Origin of the sequence: Nocardia inohanensis NBRC 100128 (assembly GCF_001612945.1) — a bacterium.
Lineage (GTDB): Bacteria > Actinomycetota > Actinomycetes > Mycobacteriales > Mycobacteriaceae > Nocardia > Nocardia inohanensis.
In genome coordinates this window covers 221,608-239,624 of sequence record NZ_BDBK01000018.1, presented here as the reverse complement: position 1 = coordinate 239,624, position 18,017 = coordinate 221,608, and the positions used below count along the sequence as shown (strand labels likewise).

The 18,017-nt window shown below is 67.8% G+C and carries 16 protein-coding genes; 8 read left to right on the top strand and 8 right to left on the bottom strand.

Going from position 1 to position 18,017, the window contains the following annotated elements; all coding sequences use genetic code 11:
• Positions 1-3: 3 nt before the first annotated feature.
• Positions 4-1,089, top strand: coding sequence for a glycosyltransferase (locus NI1_RS34340; RefSeq protein ID WP_067829751.1), 1,086 nt, complete (start codon positions 4-6; stop codon positions 1,087-1,089).
• Positions 1,079-2,218 (top strand): dTDP-4-amino-4,6-dideoxygalactose transaminase, encoded by a 1,140-nt coding sequence (rffA, locus tag NI1_RS34335; protein ID WP_067829748.1) that lies wholly within the window; start codon positions 1,079-1,081, stop codon positions 2,216-2,218. Before NI1_RS34340 ends, rffA begins: the two co-directional genes overlap by 11 nt.
• A gap of 102 nt (positions 2,219-2,320) precedes the next feature.
• On the opposite strand, the gene NI1_RS34330 is transcribed toward rffA, so the two are convergent.
• Together NI1_RS34330 and NI1_RS34325 are read right to left on the bottom strand one after the other, a co-directional pair.
• Complete coding sequence (locus NI1_RS34330; RefSeq protein ID WP_067829745.1) at positions 2,321-2,800, bottom strand: peroxiredoxin family protein; 480 nt, start codon at positions 2,798-2,800, stop codon at positions 2,321-2,323.
• Between the two features lie 40 nt (positions 2,801-2,840).
• On the bottom strand, positions 2,841-3,377 hold the full coding sequence (locus NI1_RS34325) for an RNA polymerase sigma factor (RefSeq protein ID WP_245663544.1): 537 nt from the start codon (positions 3,375-3,377) through the stop codon (positions 2,841-2,843).
• A gap of 176 nt (positions 3,378-3,553) precedes the next feature.
• Here NI1_RS34325 and ribB point away from each other — a divergent pair, with 176 nt between their 5' ends.
• Together ribB and NI1_RS34315 are read left to right on the top strand one after the other, a co-directional pair.
• Positions 3,554-4,210 (top strand): 3,4-dihydroxy-2-butanone-4-phosphate synthase, encoded by a 657-nt coding sequence (gene ribB / locus NI1_RS34320; protein WP_067829739.1) that lies wholly within the window; start codon positions 3,554-3,556, stop codon positions 4,208-4,210.
• Positions 4,207-4,893, top strand: a complete 687-nt coding sequence (locus tag NI1_RS34315) for an HAD family hydrolase (RefSeq protein WP_067829737.1) — start codon at positions 4,207-4,209, stop codon at positions 4,891-4,893. The genes ribB and NI1_RS34315 overlap by 4 nt, the downstream gene beginning before the upstream one ends.
• A 29-nt stretch (positions 4,894-4,922) precedes the next feature.
• Here the strand turns inward: NI1_RS34315 and NI1_RS34310 are convergent, their stop codons facing one another.
• Positions 4,923-5,570 carry a class I SAM-dependent methyltransferase gene (locus NI1_RS34310; protein WP_067829734.1) on the bottom strand — a complete coding sequence of 216 codons (648 nt, stop codon included), beginning with the start codon at positions 5,568-5,570 and terminating at the stop codon, positions 4,923-4,925.
• A 13-nt stretch (positions 5,571-5,583) separates the two neighbouring features.
• Positions 5,584-8,499, bottom strand: a complete 2,916-nt coding sequence (locus tag NI1_RS34305; RefSeq protein WP_067829731.1) for an AMP-binding protein — start codon at positions 8,497-8,499, stop codon at positions 5,584-5,586.
• 479 nt (positions 8,500-8,978) lie between these two features.
• Between NI1_RS34305 and NI1_RS34300 the strand changes: the two genes are divergently transcribed.
• The 4 genes from NI1_RS34300 to idi are packed head-to-tail and all read left to right on the top strand — an operon-like array spanning position 8,979 to position 13,758.
• Positions 8,979-10,388 carry a family 2B encapsulin nanocompartment shell protein gene (locus NI1_RS34300; RefSeq protein WP_067829729.1) on the top strand — a complete coding sequence of 470 codons (1,410 nt, stop codon included), beginning with the start codon at positions 8,979-8,981 and terminating at the stop codon, positions 10,386-10,388.
• Between the two features lie 15 nt (positions 10,389-10,403).
• A complete protein-coding gene (locus NI1_RS40020; RefSeq protein WP_281179525.1) occupies positions 10,404-12,305 on the top strand; it encodes a family 2 encapsulin nanocompartment cargo protein terpene cyclase in 1,902 nt (633 codons plus the stop codon).
• 14 nt (positions 12,306-12,319) lie between these two features.
• Entirely contained in the window at positions 12,320-13,192 is an 873-nt protein-coding gene (locus NI1_RS34290) for a geranyl diphosphate 2-C-methyltransferase (protein ID WP_067829727.1), read from the top strand.
• Positions 13,189-13,758, top strand: a complete 570-nt coding sequence (gene idi, locus NI1_RS34285) for an isopentenyl-diphosphate Delta-isomerase (protein WP_245663542.1) — start codon at positions 13,189-13,191, stop codon at positions 13,756-13,758. The genes NI1_RS34290 and idi overlap by 4 nt, the downstream gene beginning before the upstream one ends.
• A 13-nt stretch (positions 13,759-13,771) precedes the next feature.
• On the opposite strand, the gene NI1_RS34280 is transcribed toward idi, so the two are convergent.
• From NI1_RS34280 to NI1_RS34265, 4 genes are all read right to left on the bottom strand, one after another.
• The gene (locus NI1_RS34280; protein ID WP_067829724.1) at positions 13,772-14,995 is read right to left on the bottom strand and encodes a globin domain-containing protein; all 1,224 of its coding nucleotides are present in this window, start codon (positions 14,993-14,995) and stop codon (positions 13,772-13,774) included.
• 9 nt (positions 14,996-15,004) lie between these two features.
• On the bottom strand, positions 15,005-15,460 hold the full coding sequence (locus tag NI1_RS34275) for an RrF2 family transcriptional regulator (RefSeq protein ID WP_067829889.1): 456 nt from the start codon (positions 15,458-15,460) through the stop codon (positions 15,005-15,007).
• 77 nt (positions 15,461-15,537) lie between these two features.
• Complete coding sequence (locus NI1_RS34270; protein WP_067829722.1) at positions 15,538-17,040, bottom strand: NCS1 family nucleobase:cation symporter-1; 1,503 nt, start codon at positions 17,038-17,040, stop codon at positions 15,538-15,540.
• 133 nt (positions 17,041-17,173) lie between these two features.
• Complete coding sequence (locus NI1_RS34265) at positions 17,174-17,692, bottom strand: hypothetical protein (protein WP_067829720.1); 519 nt, start codon at positions 17,690-17,692, stop codon at positions 17,174-17,176.
• Positions 17,693-18,017 lie beyond the last annotated feature (325 nt).

Here is an 18,017-nt window from a genome sequence, read left to right as displayed (position 1 = left end):
CTGATGCCGATTCCGTCCCGTTCGTACGAGACCACCTCCGCCCCGCCGGCGCGCACCCGAGTGCACGCGGTCTCGGTGGTGGTGCCCGTGTATCGCGGCGAAGAGACCATTGCGGCGCTCGTCGCCGAACTCGACAAACTGGGCTCCGAAACCACCTCGCCCGGTGGTGCGGTGTACAGCGTGGACGAGATCATTCTCGTGCACGATCACGGGCCCGACCGCTCCGATGTGGTGTTGCAGGAGCTCGAACAGACCTATCCGCAGGTGCGGGTGGTGTGGATGAGCCGCAATTTCGGACAGGACGCCGCGACCATCGCCGGCATGGCGGCGGCCAGCCGCGACTGGACCGTCACCATGGACGAGGACGGGCAGCACGATCCGGCGTTCATCGGCGATTTCCTGGACGCGGCGCTGCACGAGCGCGCGGACCTGGTGTACTCCAAGCCGGTCAATACGCGGCCGCACGGGTTCCTGCGCAATATCACCTCGCGCGGGGCGAAGATCGTGCTGGCGACGGTGTTCGCCTTCCCCTCCTCGACCCGGTTCGAGAGCTACCGGCTGATTCGCGGCGATATCGCGCGGCAGCTCGCCGAGGTGGCCTCCAATGGCGTGTACCTGGATGTGGCGCTGACCTGGGTGGTCAGCGATGTGGCGCAGGTGCCGGTGCAATTGCGCGCCGAGGGGCGGGAGGAGTCCGGTTACAACTATCGCCGGTTGTTCTCGCTGTTCTGGAAGATGGTGCTGTGCAGCGGAACTCGCGGCCTGCGCCTGGTGAGCATGCTGGGCGTGACACTGGCGCTCGCCGGTGGTGTGATGGCGGGGTGGGTGGTCTATCACGCACTGACCGACAGCGGCACCGATCCCGAGGGCTGGGCCTCCTTGATGACCGTGCTGCTGTTGTGCACCGGCGCGATCCTGTTCTCGCTCGGCCTGATCGCCGAATACCTCGGGGTGGCGCTGCACGTGCTCGTCGGCAAACCCCTGTACCTGACGGTGGATTCGCCGACCCCGCGACCGGAGGAACGCGGGCGCGGCGGCCACACCGAAATTCACAGCAACGCGAGGGGATTCGACCCGGGTGAGCACTGACCGCATCATCTTCAGCCGACCGTTCCGCGCGAGCCGCGAGCTCGCGAATGTGGAGACGGTGCTCTCGTCCGACCACAGCCACGGCGACGGCCCGTTCACCGCGGCCGCGACCGCGAAGCTGAAGGCCATCACCGGCGCGCCGCACGCCCTGCTCACCACCTCCTGCACCTCCGCGCTCGAAATGGCCGGGCTGCTGCTGGAACTCGGCCCCGACGACGAAGTGATCGTGCCGAGTTTCGCCTTCACCTCCACCGCCACCGCGATGGCGCTGCGCGGCGCGACCGTCGTCTTCGCCGATATCGACCTGGCGACCGGCAATCTCGACCCCGAATCGGTGGCCGCCGCCATCAGCCCGCGCACCAAGGCCGTCGTGGTCATCCACTACGGCGGTGTCGCCGCCGACATGGAGGGCCTGCAAAAGCTGGCCCACACCCACGGTTTCGCGATCATCGAAGACAATGCGCACGGCCTCGGTGGCTACTACCGCGGCCGCCCGCTCGGCACCATCGGCGCGATCGGCGCGCTCAGCTTCCACGACACCAAGAACGTGCACTGCGGTGAGGGCGGCGCCGTGCTGCTCACCGACGAAATCCTGATGGCCCGTGCGGAGATCATCCGCGAAAAGGGCACCGACCGCGCCCGCTTCCTACGCGGCGCGGTCGACAAGTACTCCTGGCAGGACATCGGATCCTCCTACCTGCCCAGCGAATTGAACGCGGCCGTCCTCGACGCCCAGCTCGCCGAGTTCGACACCATCCAAGCCAACCGGCACCGCGTATGGGACTACTACGCCGCGGGGCTCCCGGAGTGGGCCGCCCGCAACGACGTTCAGCTCATGACCGTCCCCGACGACCGCGAGCACACCGCGCACCTCTACTTCCTGCGCGTTCCCGGCGAAGGCCGCCGCGACGATCTGATCGCCCATCTGCGTGGACTCGGCATCGTCGCCCCCTTCCACTACATCCCGCTCGACTCCAGCCCCGCCGGCCTCAAACTCGGCCGCACCCCGCTCCCCTGCACCCGCAGCGCCGAATTCTCCGCAACCGTGGTGCGCCTGCCACTGTGGCCGGGCCTCACCGAGCAGCAACTGGCCCGCGTCGTCGACGGAGTCACTTCGTTCACCGTCTGACCCGCGGCCGACCCGAGCCGTGGCCGAATTCTGTTCCAAGGCCGGACATCAGCGGTTGATCCGGGTGGCTGTCGCACCTGCCGTGCGACAGCCACCCACCCCTCACTTACCGACGCCGCTGCGCCCGGGGATGGATCGGATGGCGGCGCTGATGCCCTTGCCGTCGTAGCCGTTGACGGGCAGGGTCGCGCCGTGCACGTGCCGGACGATGCCGTCCGCATCGATGAGCACGGTTCCGGACTGTTGCATGGAGCCGAAGACCTTGCGGCTCAGGCCGATCGACTCGTGCGGGCGCGCTTCGGTGCCGACCAGCACCGGGAACGGGACGGCGCGCTTGGCCCGCCAGGCCGCGCCTGTCGCGGCGTCTTCGGGGACGGCCACGAACACGCGGATGTTGTCATCCTGGAACTCCTGCTGTTTCGCGACGAGATCACGGACGTGCCGATTGCAGATCGGGCACGAGGTCGAGCGCATGAAGTACAGCAGAACGCCGTGCTTGCCGCGATAGTCGGCCAGCCGCCACGGGCGGCCGTCGGTATCTTCGAATTCCATACCGGGCGCGATGGATCCGGTTTCGAGCATGACAGAACTCCCCTTCGTTGCGGGATCGGATGGTGGTGGTCTAGCGGTCGAGGACGAGGCTCTGGCGGACGGCGGTGCGCGCCCGGTGCAGCTGGGATTTCATTGCCGCGGTGCTCAATCCGAGTGCGTCGGCGGTGGCGCGGCCGGAGTGTCCGAGCACATCGCGCATGATCAGGACCCGCCGTTGCACCATCGGCAGTTCGGCGATCGCGCCGGCGAGCTGTTCCGCGTCCAGGCGGCGCAGCACCTCCTCCTCGGCCGAGGCGGCGGGGTCGAAGTCGAGGTCGACGGCGGGTTCGGTGTCGAGCACCGCCCGCGCCCGGCGCAGGCATTCGTTGCGCACGATCCGGAACATCCACGACGCCAGGGCGGCGGTCGCGCGCAAGGTCCCGATCTTGCGATACAGGATGATCAGGGCCTCCTGCGCCGCGTCCTCGGCATCGGCGGAGGAGGCGCACAGGTGCTGCGCGAAGCGCCGCACGTGCGGGTGCGCCCCGTGCACCACCGCTGCGATGGCGTCCCGATCCCCGGCCTGCGCCGCTTCGACCAGCCGCGCACCGGCCCAACCACGTTCCACTCCGCCCGACTCCTCGACGGCCCTGCGTCTCGATTGCACTATCACCACCATTAGAGATCGCCGACCCGGAAAAGGATTCGCATCGCGGCTGCGTTAATAATGATCTTGGTTCGTTTACGGTCGTTTGCATTGTGTACGCGTGATCCCATCCCCGGACAGGGCGGAGGCCACTGACGATGACCGCTTCGACGAGTACGCAGTCCCGGAACATCCTCTTCGACGAGCTGAGCGCGGCGGTAGCCGATATCGCCGCCGGCGGCGCCGTGATCGTGGTGGACGACGAGCAGCGCGAGAACGAGGGCGATCTGATCATGGCCGCCGAACTGGCCACCACCGAATCGCTGGGCTTCTTCATCCGCTACACCGGCGGCGTGGTGTGCGCACCGATGCCGGCCGAGCGCGCCGACCGGCTGGGCCTGCCGCTGATGACCACGGCGAACGAGGACGACAAACAGACCGCCTTCACCGTGACGGCCGATGCGGTGACGGGCGTGGTGTCGGGCATCAGCGCCGCCGACCGCGCCACCACCCTGCGCGCGCTGGCCGATCCCGCCACCGGGGCCGGCGACCTGCAACGCCCCGGGCACATCTTCCCGCTGCGCGCCCATCCGCAGGGACTCGCCGCGCGCCAGGGCCACACCGAAGCGGGTGTCGAGCTGATGCGGCTGGCCGGGCTGACGCCGGTGGCGGTGATCAGCGAGGTCTGCCACGACGACGGTTCGGTCATGCGGCTGTCCGCGCTGCGCAGCTTCGCCGATACCCATGGGCTGAAGCTGATTTCGATCGATCAGCTGATCGCGGCCGGTATCCCCGCCATGCCGACGCCGGCATGAGCGGCCGTATCGAGGCGGTGCTCTTCGATCTGGACGGCACCCTCGCCGCGACCATGGCGCCGTGGGACCGCTGCTGGTCCGATTACGCCGCCCGGCACGGCCACACCTGGACCGAGATCGACCGCCGCCGCACCCACGGTCACGGCGACTGGGCCCATCACCTGGCGGCGGTCTGCGGAATCGATTCCGTCGAACGGGTCATCACCGATTGCGTGAATCTCATGGTGGCACAGGTGAATTCGGGCCGGGTCGACCTGCTTCCCGGCATTCCGGAATTGCTCACCACCGCTGCCGCGCGGTCCGTGACCGGCGTCGTCTCGGCCTCACCGCGCCGCTTCGTGACCGCCGCACTCACCCATTTCGACCTGCTGTCCAGCATGCGCGTAGTGGTAGCGCGGGAGGACCGAGCGGAGACCAAACCCCATCCCGCCCCCTGGCTGCATGCCGCACAGCAGTTGGATGTCGACCCGAGTCGCTGTGTGGCCGTGGAGGATTCCGCCGCCGGTATCCGCTCCGCGCACGCCGCGGGCATGCGAGTACTGGCCATTCCCAGCTGGTCGCCGTCGATCCACCCGCCCGAGGCCGACCTGGCCGATCACCTCGCCGCCGACGCCTTCCAAGCGCGCGGCTGGCTCCGCGAGACCCTCACCGCCCCAATGGAATCGGTAGCCTCCAGCAGATAGCGGCGCCCGCCGCCGCGGGCGATACTCGGTCAGCCTGCCTGCCGCGCGATGAGCAGGTGGCTGGTGAACGGTTTGCCGGGGAGGGCGCGGTGCTCCACTTCCAGGCCCGCGTCTTCCAGGGCGGTGACGATTTCAGGGACCGGGCGCAGCGTGAAGCCGTAGCGGGTGAAGGGCGCTTTGGCCATGCCCTCGGGGTCGTTGATGCCGATGACCACGCGGCCCTTGGGGCGTAGCACGCGGCTGAACTCGGCGCAGGCCGGAGCCAGGTCGGGAACGAAGTAGATGGTGTTGACCGTGATGGCGGCGTCGATGGTGGCGTCGGCATACGGGAGGGCGGTCAGGGAGCCTTCGTCGATGCTGAGGTGCCCGGCCGCAATGGATTCGGCGAAGCTGGCCCGGGCGCGGGCGAGCATATCCGGGGAGATGTCGGCCCCGTGCACGAGACCGCCGGGCACCACCCGGTTCAGCAGGAGCGAAAGACCCACGCCCCCACCGAATCCGATATCGGCGGCGATCTCGCCCGGGGCGGGGGCGGCGGCGTCGACGGCGGCTTCGATGAGGGCGCGGTTGCCTCGGTTGAGCGCTACGGCCGTCGCCCGGCCCAGCAATCCGTGCGGATTGCCGAGCTGACCGGCGACGGCGGAGAACAGGCGGGCGGCGGGGTTCACCACTCGCATGCTACTCGCGGGATCAGGCGAAAAGGCGGGTCGCGAGGTCGGGAGTGAGGATCTCGTAGGACTCGGATTCGCGGTTGTACCACCAGGTTCGGTCGCCCGGCTGCGGGCGGCCCGCGGCTTGGACGGCCCGGGTGGAGGGGCGGAAGGTGGAGCTGCGGGGAATGTCGTCGACCACGTAGACCAGGTCGGGGCGCTGGTCGGGGGCCAGGGCGCGCACGGCCTCGGTGACATCCTTGGGTTCCAGGCGCAGGCCCGGGCGGATGCTCACGGCGGCGACGGCGAGGGTGCGGTCACCGGCCGGGAGGGCGTAGGCGACCTCCATGTCCACGGCGGTGAGATCGTTGAGGACATCCACGATGGGCTGGGTGTAGACGGGGCCGCGCGGGGTGTGGATCACGGTGTCGCGGCGGTCCATCAGCCAGTAGTCGCCGTCGCTGTCGCGGCGGAAGAGGTTCTCGGTGGGCATCCAGGCGTCACCGGAGGCGAAGACGCCGCGCAGGCCGCCCGCCGAGACGTCGACGATCTCGGAGGCTTTGCCGATCAGCAGGCCCACTTCGTTATCGGCGCAGCGGCGCGCGAAACCCGAATCCTCGACCTGGATTTCGTCGGTTTCGGGGTCGTAGCCGATGAGCTCGACCTTGGCGGTGCCGGGGACCGGACGGCCCTTGGAACCGATCTTGTCGGCGGCGACGTTGGCGAGCACCACATCGCCTTCGATGGAGGCGTAGAACTCCAGCACCTTGGCCGGCGCGAAGCGTTCCTGGGTGCGCCGCCACAGCCCGGCCGGCATGCCGGAGCCGATGAACAGGCGGATGGGGTGCGGGTGACCGTTCGGGAAGGTGTCGGCATCGAGGATGTCGCGCAGCATGGTCCAGGTGTAGGTGACCACGGTGACGCCGTAACGGTGCACCTCCTCAGCGAACCGCTGCGGTTCCAGCGAGCGGGCCAGCGCGATACGCGAACCACCCGCGACCGCGCCGCCCAGACTCACCAGCAGACCGGACGAATGATGCAGTGGCGCAAGGCAATACACGGTGTCGCGGCGGCCCAGGTCGGCGGCCGAGGCGGTACCGAAGGCCGACAGCGCCCAGCGGTGGTTGGTCACGTACTTGACGTCGAACTTGTCGCCGGTCCCGGTGACGAGAATGAACGCCAGCTCGCGTGCCAGACCCGGATCGGGGCGATACCAGGCGGGCAGCGTGACCTGCTCCGGATCGATGCGCTCCAGGTCGACGACGTCGGATCCGCTGGGCACGTCCAGGTTTCGCGCCTCGCCGCCGCCACCGAGCACCAGCACCCGGTGCCCGGTGGCCGCCGCGGCGTAAAGGTTCTCGGGGTCGGTGACGAGCAGTTTGGCGCCGGTCAGATCGGCCACCTTGGACAGTTCGCTGCCCGGCGCGAGCAGCACCGCGACCGCGCCCAGCCGCGACAGGGCCGCAATGGTCACCAGCGCCGACGGCCGGGTCTCCATCACCACGCCGACCCGGGTGGCCGGTCGCACGCCGACCGAGATGAGCCCGCGCACCACATTGTCGATGCGCTGGTTCACGGCCTGCTGGGTGTGCACCCGATCGTCGAACAGGAAGCACTCCCGCGACGGATTGCGCCGCGCCTGCTCGGCGAGCAAGCGGCCCAGCGAAATCCGGGTGTGCGGCTGGATCATGCCGAGGCGGGTCAGGCGCGGCAGCGCGCGCGCCGCCTCACCGGTGAGTTCGACGGTGCTGCGCAGGGTCTGCCCGGCCACGCCCTCGATGGTCTTGCCCAGGCTGGTCCCGGCTTCGGCGAGGCTGCCGACCGCGTGCACGGCGCGGGTGAGCGGCGAGGTCGGTCCCTTGCGCACCACATCGAGGCTCATGCGCTCGACCTGCGGCGGCTGTTCGCCGCGCGCGCTCAGCCAGTTCACCCAGTCCCGCACCACCGGCCAGGTCTGCTTGGTGGCGGTGGAACCGGAGACGAGCCCGAAATGCCCGGCCACAATGCTGGCTTCGTATACATCGGCATTCGGCGCGGCGCGCACGATGCCGCGCACGGCGGCGGGCTGGCCGATATCGTCGACCTCGCCGACGAACGCCAGGATCGGGCACTTCAATTCCGCCAGGGAGATCAGCTGGTCGCGAATCACAAATCCGCCCAGCATCATTCGATTGTGTTTGACGAACTGCTCCAGCAGATCGGTCAATGCGGGCCCGGGGTAGCCGAGCCAGCCTTCGGCTTCCAGGAACCGCCGCTGCCGTTCGCGCGGCAGCAGCGCCTCGCGGTCGTGCAGCTGGCGCAGGAAGTCCAGGCGCGCCTTGGCGGTCTTCATCGGATCGAGGGCCTGGAAGCCCAGTCGCACCATGGATTCGGTGATGGGCAGCCGGTTCAGCACGTGATCGGTGAGGAAGTCGGCGGCATCGGAGACCAGTCCGTGCGGCAGCCCGAACGGCATGCCGGCCACCGCGTCCACCGGCGACCCGAAGGTGACGATGGATTCCACGCCCTTGCCGTAGCGGAAGGCCGCGGTCTGATAGGAGAACATGCCGCCCTGGGAGTAGCCCATGAGATGCACGCCGCGCCCGGTCAATTCGTTGACCGTGTCGATGGCGGAGCTGACGGCCAGCACATGGTCGGCCAGATCGCGATCCATGCCGCCCTCTTCGGTGGCGGGTGAACCGAAATCGACCACCCAGCAATCGATTCCGGCTGCATTGAGAATACCGACCGCCCCGTCGGCCGCATTCACGTCCCAGATCTCCGCGGTCACCATGATCGGCGGCACCAGCACCACAACCGGACGGTCGGTACCGACGGCGTCCGGGAAGTAATGCCGCAGCCGATACATCCGCTTGCGCTCGACGATCTCGTACGGCGAGGATTCGATCTCGTGAACCAGTCCCCCGAACCGGATCACCTCGAGTCCGTTCTGGGCGGTCGCCACCAGGCGCTGCATCGGCCCTACAACGGACTTCGTATTGAATTTCAAGGCTGTGCTCCCAGACCTGTTCTGCTCGTGACCAGCGTCATCCACCCCAACGCGTCGTGATGAGCTTGCCATACCCCCAGCCTACTGCGCGGGGCTTGTGAGCAGCGCCATGCACGCGCCGGCCGTGGCCGCAACCGGTACGGATCGGGTACTTACCGGTACGGAACGCCCGGCGAGCGGGCGCACGTGTTCGAAATGCACTCGCACCACTCCAACGTGGCGCCAGCTCCGAATCACTGCTGTGAATCTGCAAATCTTCCGTTTATGGAGTTTTCCTGCGCGTGAATAACTCGCAGACTTACCATCGGTAGCGCTGGAACGCAGTGTCGCGCATGTCATTTCACTCACTTGACTAGTTCTCGCAGGCCCTCTCGCGGCCTGCCGATTCGCCATGGACGCCCGCCGCGAGTTAACCCGCGGCGGCCCTTCGATCCGAGGACCGCAGCATGACCATCGAACTGCCCACTCAGGCCGAAACCAACCACGTTCGCAAGTCCCTCAGTACCGCCGCCGCCGGCCGGCTGGCGCACACCACCAAATCCGAACCCCAGATGCAGGGCATCAGCTCCCGGTGGCTGACCCGCTCGCTGCCCTGGGTGCAGGTCAAAGGTGGTGTGTACCGGGTCAACCGGCGCCTCACCCACACCGTCGGCAACGGCGAGGTGGAGTTCGTCATCAACGGCCCGAGCGCGCGGGTCATCCCGCTCGAACTCCAGGAATTGCCGCAGCTGCGCGGATTCGACGACGAAGAGGTACTGGCGGCCGTCGCCCAGCGCTTCGAACAGCGCGATCTGCAACCCGGCACCGTGGTCGCCGAATTCGGCAATCCGATGGACCAGGTGCTGCTCATCGTGCACGGCAAGCTCAGCAAGATCGGCACCGGTGAATACGGCGAGACCACCAAGGTGGGCATGCTGGCCGGCGGCGACTTCTTCGGCGACGAGATGCTGGTCGACGACGACGCCATCTGGCCGGTGACGGTCAAGACGGTCACCCCGACCACCATCCTGGCCCTGCCGCGCCAAGCCCTGTCGGAGCTGTCGGAGCACATTCCGGCGCTGCAACAGCATCTGGCCGCGGTGGCCGACGCGCCCGCCGCGCCACAGAACAAATACGGTGAGGCCGAAATCGTGGTCTCCTCCGGGCATTCCGGGGAGCCGCTGCTCGACGGCACCTTCGTCGACTACGACAGCCAGCCGCGGGAGTACGAGCTCAGCCTCGGCCAGTCGGTGCTGCGCGTGCACACCCGCGTCGCGGACCTGTTCAACGATCCGCACGATCAGGTGGAGCAGCAGCTGCGGCTGACCATCGAGGCCATGTACGAGCGGCGCGAATACGACCTGGTCAACAACCCGGACTTCGGCCTGCTCAACAACTGCGACCTCAAGCAGCGCATCTACACCGAGTCCGGCCCGCCGACCCCGGACGATATGGACGAACTGCTGTCCATGCGGCGCAGCACCAAACTTTTCCTGGCGCATCCGAAGGCGATCGCGGCGCTCATGCGCGAATGCAGCAAGCGCGGCATCTATCCCGATCCGGTGGAGGTGGACGGCCACCGGGTGCCCGCCTGGCGCGGCGTGCCCATCTACCCGTGCGGCAAGATCCCGGTCAGCGACACCCAGACCACCTCGATCCTGGCCATGCGCACCGGCGAGAAGGATCAGGGTGTGGTCGGCCTGCACCAGACCGGCATTCCGGACGAGTACGAGCCCGGCCTGAACGTCCGCTTCAAGGGCATCGACGACCAGTCGATCATCTCCTACCTGGTCAGCTGCTACTACTCGGCCGCCGTCCTGGTCCCCGACGCGCTCGGCATTCTCGACAATGTGCTGGTCGCTCGCCAGTCCGACTGATCGGAGAAACCGGTCATGTCGGTGCTCTCACGCGCCGCGGCGCCGCCCGCCACCCACGAGGTGGCGGCGGCGGTCGCCGCGCTCCTGACCAACCTGGACCCCGCCGCCCCACCCACCCTCGCCTTCCCGAATTCGATTGCACCCCTGGACGATCCGCGCCTGGGTGCATCCGACGCCGCCGAAACCACCCCGACCGCGGCCCTCCCACCGGAACCCGGACGCCCGGCCGAACCCAAACGCCTCATCGGCCCCCGCGGCCTGGGCTCAGCGGCAATCCTCATCAACCTCCCCGCACCCGGCACCACCCTCCCCTCACCGGGCAACACCCCCTCGCCGGGCGGAGTCCCCTCACCGAGCAGCGTCCCCGCGCCAGGCGGCGTTCCCTCACCGGGCGGCCTCGCCTCACCGGGCGGCGTCCCCTCACCAGGCGGCCTCGCCTCACCGGGCGGCCTCGCCTCACCAGGCGGCGTCCCTACACCGGGCAACACCTCCTCACCAGGCGGCGTCTCGACACCGGGCGGCCTCGCCTCACCAGGCGGCGTCCCTACACCGGGCGGCCTCGCTTCACCGGGCACTCCGACCCGACCGGGGACCAATTCGCTTGGCGGCCTTACCGACTCGGATACTCGCGTGGCTGCCGGAGGCGCCGCGCACGGAGCTTCCCGCCTGCCGCGGCCCGCACCGGGCACGAATGGTGCCGCGCTCGCCCCCGGGGCGGCGCGACGGGTCCGGCCCCCGGTTCCGGCGCACGGTGTGGAGCAGACCCTCACCGGACGCGCCGGGACCGCGGCATCGGTCGCACCGACGGGTTCGGCGGCTACCGCCATCTCGAACGGAGCTCGGTCGGCGGATACGGCAGCCGGGCGGCCGGGGCGGATTCCCAACGGACCCAGCGGGATCGGCGTGGCATCGTTGCGCCGGGAGCGGGCTCGGGGGCCGGTGATTCCGACGCTCTACTGTCCACCGCCGGTGCGCGACAATCCGGTGCTGGCGGAGGCTGTGAACACCGGGATCATCGACTGGGCCAAGGCGATCGGGCTCTATGAAGGCCGGCTCGACGAACTTCGCAAGGCCGACTTCGGGCGGTTGATCATGCTCGCGCATCCGGGATGCGATGACGCGGATCGGCTGCTGGCCGCCGCGAAGTGCGCGGTCTCGGAGTGGTCGGTGGACGACTACTACTGCGAGGAGGACGCCAGCGATATCGCGCCGGACGGCAGCAAGTCCAGTGCGGAGGCCGAGCTCGGGCCCAGACTCGAATTGGCCGCCGCCGCAATGGATCCGGTGCATCTGCCGGCGCGGTATCAGGTCAAGGTCGAAGAAGCCATGCAGAGCGATCCGATTCTGCGGGCCTTCCGGACCTCCTTCGAGCATCTGTCCCAGTTCGCTTCTCCCACCCAGGTGGCGCGGCTGCGGACCGAGATCGCGGGCTGGTTCATCGCTTTGGGCGCGGAGGCCGGGTGGCGGGCGGCCGGGCGCATGCCGCCGGTGTGGGAGTACCTGCTCAACCGGCAGCCGCACAGCTTCCTGCCCTGCATGGCCCCGATCGACGCGGTGGACGGCTACGAACTGCCCGCCGCCGAATACACCGACCCACGGGTGCGGCGGGTCACCACCACCGCCGCACTGGCCGCCCAGATGGTCAACGACTTGTACTCGATGGCACGCGAAGACCTCTCCAACGGAAGGGAATTCAACCTGCCGACGGTACTGGCGGCGGAGGAGAAATGCTCGCGGCGCGAAGCCGTGCAGCGCACCGCCGAAGTGCACGACGAATTGGTTCACCGTTTCGAAGCGGAGGCCGGCGCCTTGGCCGCCACCGGATCCCCCGAGCTGCACCGTTTCCTGACCGGCCTGTGGGCCTGGATGGGCGGTAACCGGGCGTGGCATGCCGACAGCCGCCGCTACAACGATTGAAAGGATGACCCGCCATGACCGCGCTTCAGCCAGAAGCCGATGGTGTCCTGCGCACCGAATATCAGAAATCCGTTGCGGCGTATTGGAACAACAATCCCAATGACGACCGGGTGAACACCGTGCTCGGCGAGGTGGATGGACTCTTCCACCATCACTACGGGCTCGGCGACCCCGACTGGTCGATTCTGGAGGGCCCGGAGGAGGGCCGCCAGGAGCGCATCGTCAAGGATCTGCATCGCCTGGAGACCGCGCAGGCCGATGTGCTGCTCGACCATCTCGGGGATGTGCGGCCCGGCGATACGCTGATGGACGGCGGATCCGGGCGCGGCGGCACCAGTTTCATGGCCAACCAGCGTTTCGGCTGCGCGGTCGACGGCGTCACCATCTCCGAATACCAGGCCGGTTTCGCCAATGCCCAGGCCGAGGATCGCGGCGTGGCCGAGAAGGTCCGCTTCCATTTCAAGAACATGCTGGAGACCGGATTCGAGACCGGTTCACGGCGCGGCATCTGGACCAATGAGACCACCATGTACGTGGATCTCTACGAGCTGTTCGCCGAGTTCTCCCGGTTGCTCGAACCCGGCGGCCGCTACGTCTGCATCACCGGTTGCTCCAATGACGTGTTCGGCGCGCGGTCGGCGTCGGTGAGCTGGATCGACGCGCACTACGGTTGCAATATCCATCCGCGTAGCGAGTACTTCAAGGCCCTCGCGGCCAATAACCTGGTCCCGGTCGCGGTCACCGACCTCACCCCGGCCACCATCCCGTACTGGGAGATGCGCACCCACTCCGAATTGGCGACCGGTGTGGAGAAACCCTTCCTGACCTCGTACAAGGAGGGGAGCTTCCAGTACCTGTTGATCGCCGCCGATAAGGTAGGCCGGTGACCGGCACTCTCGACGCTTCCGACGCCACCCCGGCGGTCGACCGTGAAACCCTGCTCGTCGAGCTCGTCGACGAGCAGGGCCGTGCGGCCGGTTCGCTGCCGGTGGCGGCGGCGCACACCGCGCCGGGACGGCTGCACCGGGCCTTCTCGGTGCTGCTGTTCGACGACACCGGCCGGGTGCTGCTGCAACAGCGGGCCGCGGTGAAAACCCGCTTCCCGCTGTTGTGGACCAACACCTGCTGCGGGCATCCGCTGCCCGGGCAGGACGTGGCCGAGGCGGCCGGTATTCGCCTCGGTGAGGAACTGGGGATGGCGGCCGAGCTCACCGAGGTCGGCCGGTTCACCTATCAGGCCGGCGATCCCGCCACCGGCCGGGTCGAGTACGAGTTCGATCACGTACTCATCGGCCGGGTGGGAGATGTCGCGCCGCAACCGAATCCGGATGAGGTCGCCGAGATCGACTGGGTCGATCCGGATGCTCTCGCCGAGGCCGTGGCGGCCGCACCGGACCGCTACACCCCTTGGCTCGCCGGGGTTCTCGCCGCCGTCGCGGCATACCGCAACTGATCGCCCGTCGGATTCAGACCGGCAGCAGCCAGTCGTTGGGCGCGAAGAGTTCGAAATGCACTCGGTCGCTGGGAATTCCGGCGGACATGAGCTGGGCGCGCACCGATTGCAGGAATCCGTTTCCACCGCACAGGTAGTAGTCGGCGTCCGCGGGTAGGTCGAGCCCCGACAGGTCGATCAATCCGTGGCCGTCGGCCTGGTACCAGGTGCGGGAATCCGCATCGGGCAGGGCGGCGATCAGCTCGGAAACCCTGGCCTTCAAGGGATGCGCCGCGGCGGACCGGTCGGCGTGCAGCACCAGGGTCCGGCGGTTCGGGGTTTCGGCCGCGAGGTATTCCAGCATGCCCGCCATCGGGGTGATGCCGATGCCGGCGGAGATCAGCACCAGCGGCGTGCCGGCCTCGGTGTCGATGGTGAGATCGCCGAAGGGCAGCGTGATCTGGAGCCTGTCCCCCGCGCCGATGGTTTCGTGCAGCCAGGAGGAGACCTCACCCGCGGGCGTGCCCGCTTCGGCGCCCACGCGGCGCACGGCGAAGGCCAGGCGACCGGCGCCCGAATGATTGATCAGGCTGTACTGACGCAGCTGACGAGCACCGTCGGGCAGGTCGGCGCCGACCGAAATGTACTGTCCGGGAGCGAATTCCGGCAGCGGCCGGGCGGGATCGGCGGATTCGACGACGAACACGGCCACCCCGGAGGGATCGTCGTGCCGTTCCACCACGCGGGTTTCGCGGAACACGTCACCGGGTGCGACCCCGGCGGCCTCGTACAGCCCGGCCTCGAAATCGATGAGAGTGGTTGCCATCAGCCAATACACGCGATCCCAGGCTGCGGCGATCGCCGGACTGACCACATCCGCGCCCAGCACCTCGACGATCGCTGCGAACAGATGCTCGTGCACGATCCGGTATTCGGCGGCGGTGACGCCCAGCGACGCGTGCTTGTGGCCGATACGCGCCAGCAGTTCCCGTGGATGCGGCAGCGCCGGATCCACCAGGTGCGAGGCATAGGTCGCGATGGAGGCCGCCAATGCCCGCTGCTGCGCCCCCTGCTGCTGATTCCCGCGATTGAACCTGTCCCGCAACAACTCCGGATGCGCGGCGAACATCTTGCGATAGAACAGCGGGGTGATGTCGTCGATGCGCGACGCGACCAGCGGCAGCGTCGCCCGGATCACCTCCGCGTGCTCGGGCTCCAGTTCCGGGGTGGCCGACAGGACCGAATCCGGCGCGGTCATGGGTGTCTCCTAGTCGTCGAGAACGACTGCCGGGAAGACCGGCAGATGCAGCAGCTCCACGGTGCGCTGGTTCACCAGATCGGCCAGGGTGTAGCGGTCGAGTTCGGCGTAGAACGCTTCCTGGGCACTGGCCAGGATTTTCCGCAACCGGCAGGCACTCGCCAGCGGGCACGGATTATCGCCTTCGCAATCGATGACCTCGGTATCGCCTTCGAGCGCGCGCACAATATGGCCGACCGTGGTGGTCCGTCCCTTTTCGGTGAGGAACAGACCACCCGTCCGGCCGCGTTGTGCGGCCACGTAGCCGAGTTCGGAGAGCCGCGCGACCGCTTTGGCCACGTAATTCTCCGACGCGTTCACCTGCCGGGCAATGAGTTTCGTGGTGACACGCTCCTCGGCGTCCCGGGCGACCGCGAGGCGCATGAGCGCTCGCAAGCCGAGATCGGTGAACCGGGAGAGCTGCATGTCGTTCACGCTAGCTAATTCCGCTTCGGAAACGCATATTTAGCGGCTGTGGCCTTTAATACGCGAGTGCGTGCGGTTTATGTCTGCTGGGACACAGTTTTACCATCCAATGCATAATCGCTGGCAAATCGCCAGACAACCACATATACGGCGAGGGCGAGACCGCATCCGATGAACCAGCTGTACTGGGCCGCGGTATGCATGCCGTACACGTCCTTCGCCAGTACCGGGAAGACCGCCGCCAGCGCCCCGACCACGGTCGCCGCCACCGCGACCGGGTTGAATCCCTTGCGGTACCAGTACTTTCCGGACTCGGACATGGTGAACAGATCGTCCACCACGATGGTCTGCTTGCGCACCAGGTAGTAGTCGGCGATCAGCACCCCGAACAGTGGTCCGATGAACGCGCCGAGCACCTCGAGGGTGTAATGGATGACCTCGGGATTGTTGTAGAGGTTCCACGGCGTGATGAGCACCGACCCGACCGCCGCGATCATGCCGCCCATCCGCCAGCTGATCTTCTGCGGGCTGACGTGCGAGAAGTCGAAGGCGGGCGAGATGAAGTTGGCGACGATGTTGATGCCGACGGTGGCGATGGTGAAGGTCAGCGCGCCCAGCACGATCGCGAAGGTGTTGTCGATGCGCGCCACCGTCTCCACCGGATCGGTGATGAGTTCGCCGTAGACGGGCATGGTCAGCGACGCGGTGATCACCACCAGCAGCGAGAAGGCCAGGAAGTTCACCGGCAGCCCGAGCAGGTTGCCGCGCTTCACCGCCGCCATGGATTTGCTGTAGCGGGAGAAGTCGCCGAAGTTCAGCATCGGCCCGCAGAAGTAGGACACCACGAGGGCGATCGCGCCGAGCACCACCGGCAGCGCGTCCCAGCCGTGGTACTTCACCTCACCCAATTGCAGGTCGATCGCGCCGAAGCCGGCCTTGTAGATCAGGTATCCGCAGAGCAGGAACATCACGACATACACGGCGGGGCCGCAGAAGTCGATGAATCGCCGGATCGATTCCATGCCCTGCCAGAACACGGCCGCCTGGATCACCCACAGCACCAGGTACGCGGCCCAGCCCAGCAGCGACAGCCCGAGGAAACCGTAGTCGTCGGTGACCGCGTACGGCGCGAGCCCGGGGAGCAGCTTGACCGCCACCACGATCAGCGCCGCCGAGGCCAGATAGGTCTGGATCCCGTACCAGGCCACCGCGATCAGCCCCCGGATGATGGCCGGGATATTCGCCCCGATCACCCCGAAAGCGCTGCGACACATGACCGGATACGGCACCCCGGACCGCTGGCTGGGCGCGGCCACCAGATTGCACAGGAAATATACGATCGTGATGCCGATGAGCAGGGCCACCAGTACCTGCCAGCCGGCCAGTCCGAGCGCGAAAAGGCTTCCGGCCGTGACATATCCGCCGACGCTGTGCACATCCGACATCCAGAAGGCGAAGATGTGGTAAGCGCCCCAGCGTTGTTCGCGCAACGGGGCCAGATCGTCATTGGTCAGGCGCGGGTCGTAAACTGGGGGCGCAGGGGATCCCGCCGTCGTCGCGGGAGAGGCGATATCGGTCATAGTGCATCCGATCCGAGATCCGACAATGGTCGGCTCAAGGTAGGAATCGGCCGTTGCCCCCGCATTGCACAGCCATTTCCCGATTATTTCGCGATCCATATATCTTATGGCGCAAGATCACTCGGCCGCGGGCCTAGAGAATGGTTGCCGACAGGTGGCCCACGCCGGTCGGAATGCCGGATCCCATGCAACCCATCACCTGATCCGGGGTGCCCATTTCGTAGGTGGCGCTGATCTGCGCGCGGCTGCCCTGCCCCAATCCGGCGACGACTTCGAGCGGGCCGACGGCGGGTTGCATCATGCCGACCGGCCACGGGCCCGCCAGCGTGCTGGATTCGCCGTTCGACCACACGATGGTGACGGTGATCGGCCCGTCCGCGGGGTGCATGCAGTCCGACCAGGCGGTGTGCACGCCGGTGAAGGTGCCGCCGGTAATGCCGGTGGCACCCACGCAGTCCCACAGCCGGCCCACCGAGGTGAAGGTGAGGAACTGCGGCTGCATGGTGATGCCGCCATTGACCGCCGTCCAGCGGAAGTCGCCGCCGCCGCAGCTGCCGACATTCGCGTGCGCGGCGGGTGCGCCGAGGACCGGCACGGTGCCGAGTGCGATGGAGAAGGCCAGCGTGGCAAGGGCTTTCCCGGCTTCGGGCACGATGCTGCTCGCTTCCGCGGTAGGGGTGGCGCAGAATTATCAGACCGATCGGTCCGACACTAATCCGGAACACCCGCGTACCGCGACATGATTGAACGTGTCGCGCCTGGTCAGCGCCGTTTGCCACGGCCCGCGCGGCTTCGATGACATCCCAGGGGATCGCGGGCCGGGTAAGACCACGGCGGCTCGGATAACCGGCCGCCGCGCGGTCGGCATCACGCAGCATGGCGATCATCCGGCCGGGCGAACCGGCGCTCTTGCTGAACGCGAAGTTTCGACCTCCGCGGGCAATGCGGTGGGAGTGGCCATATCCCACGGTCGCGCC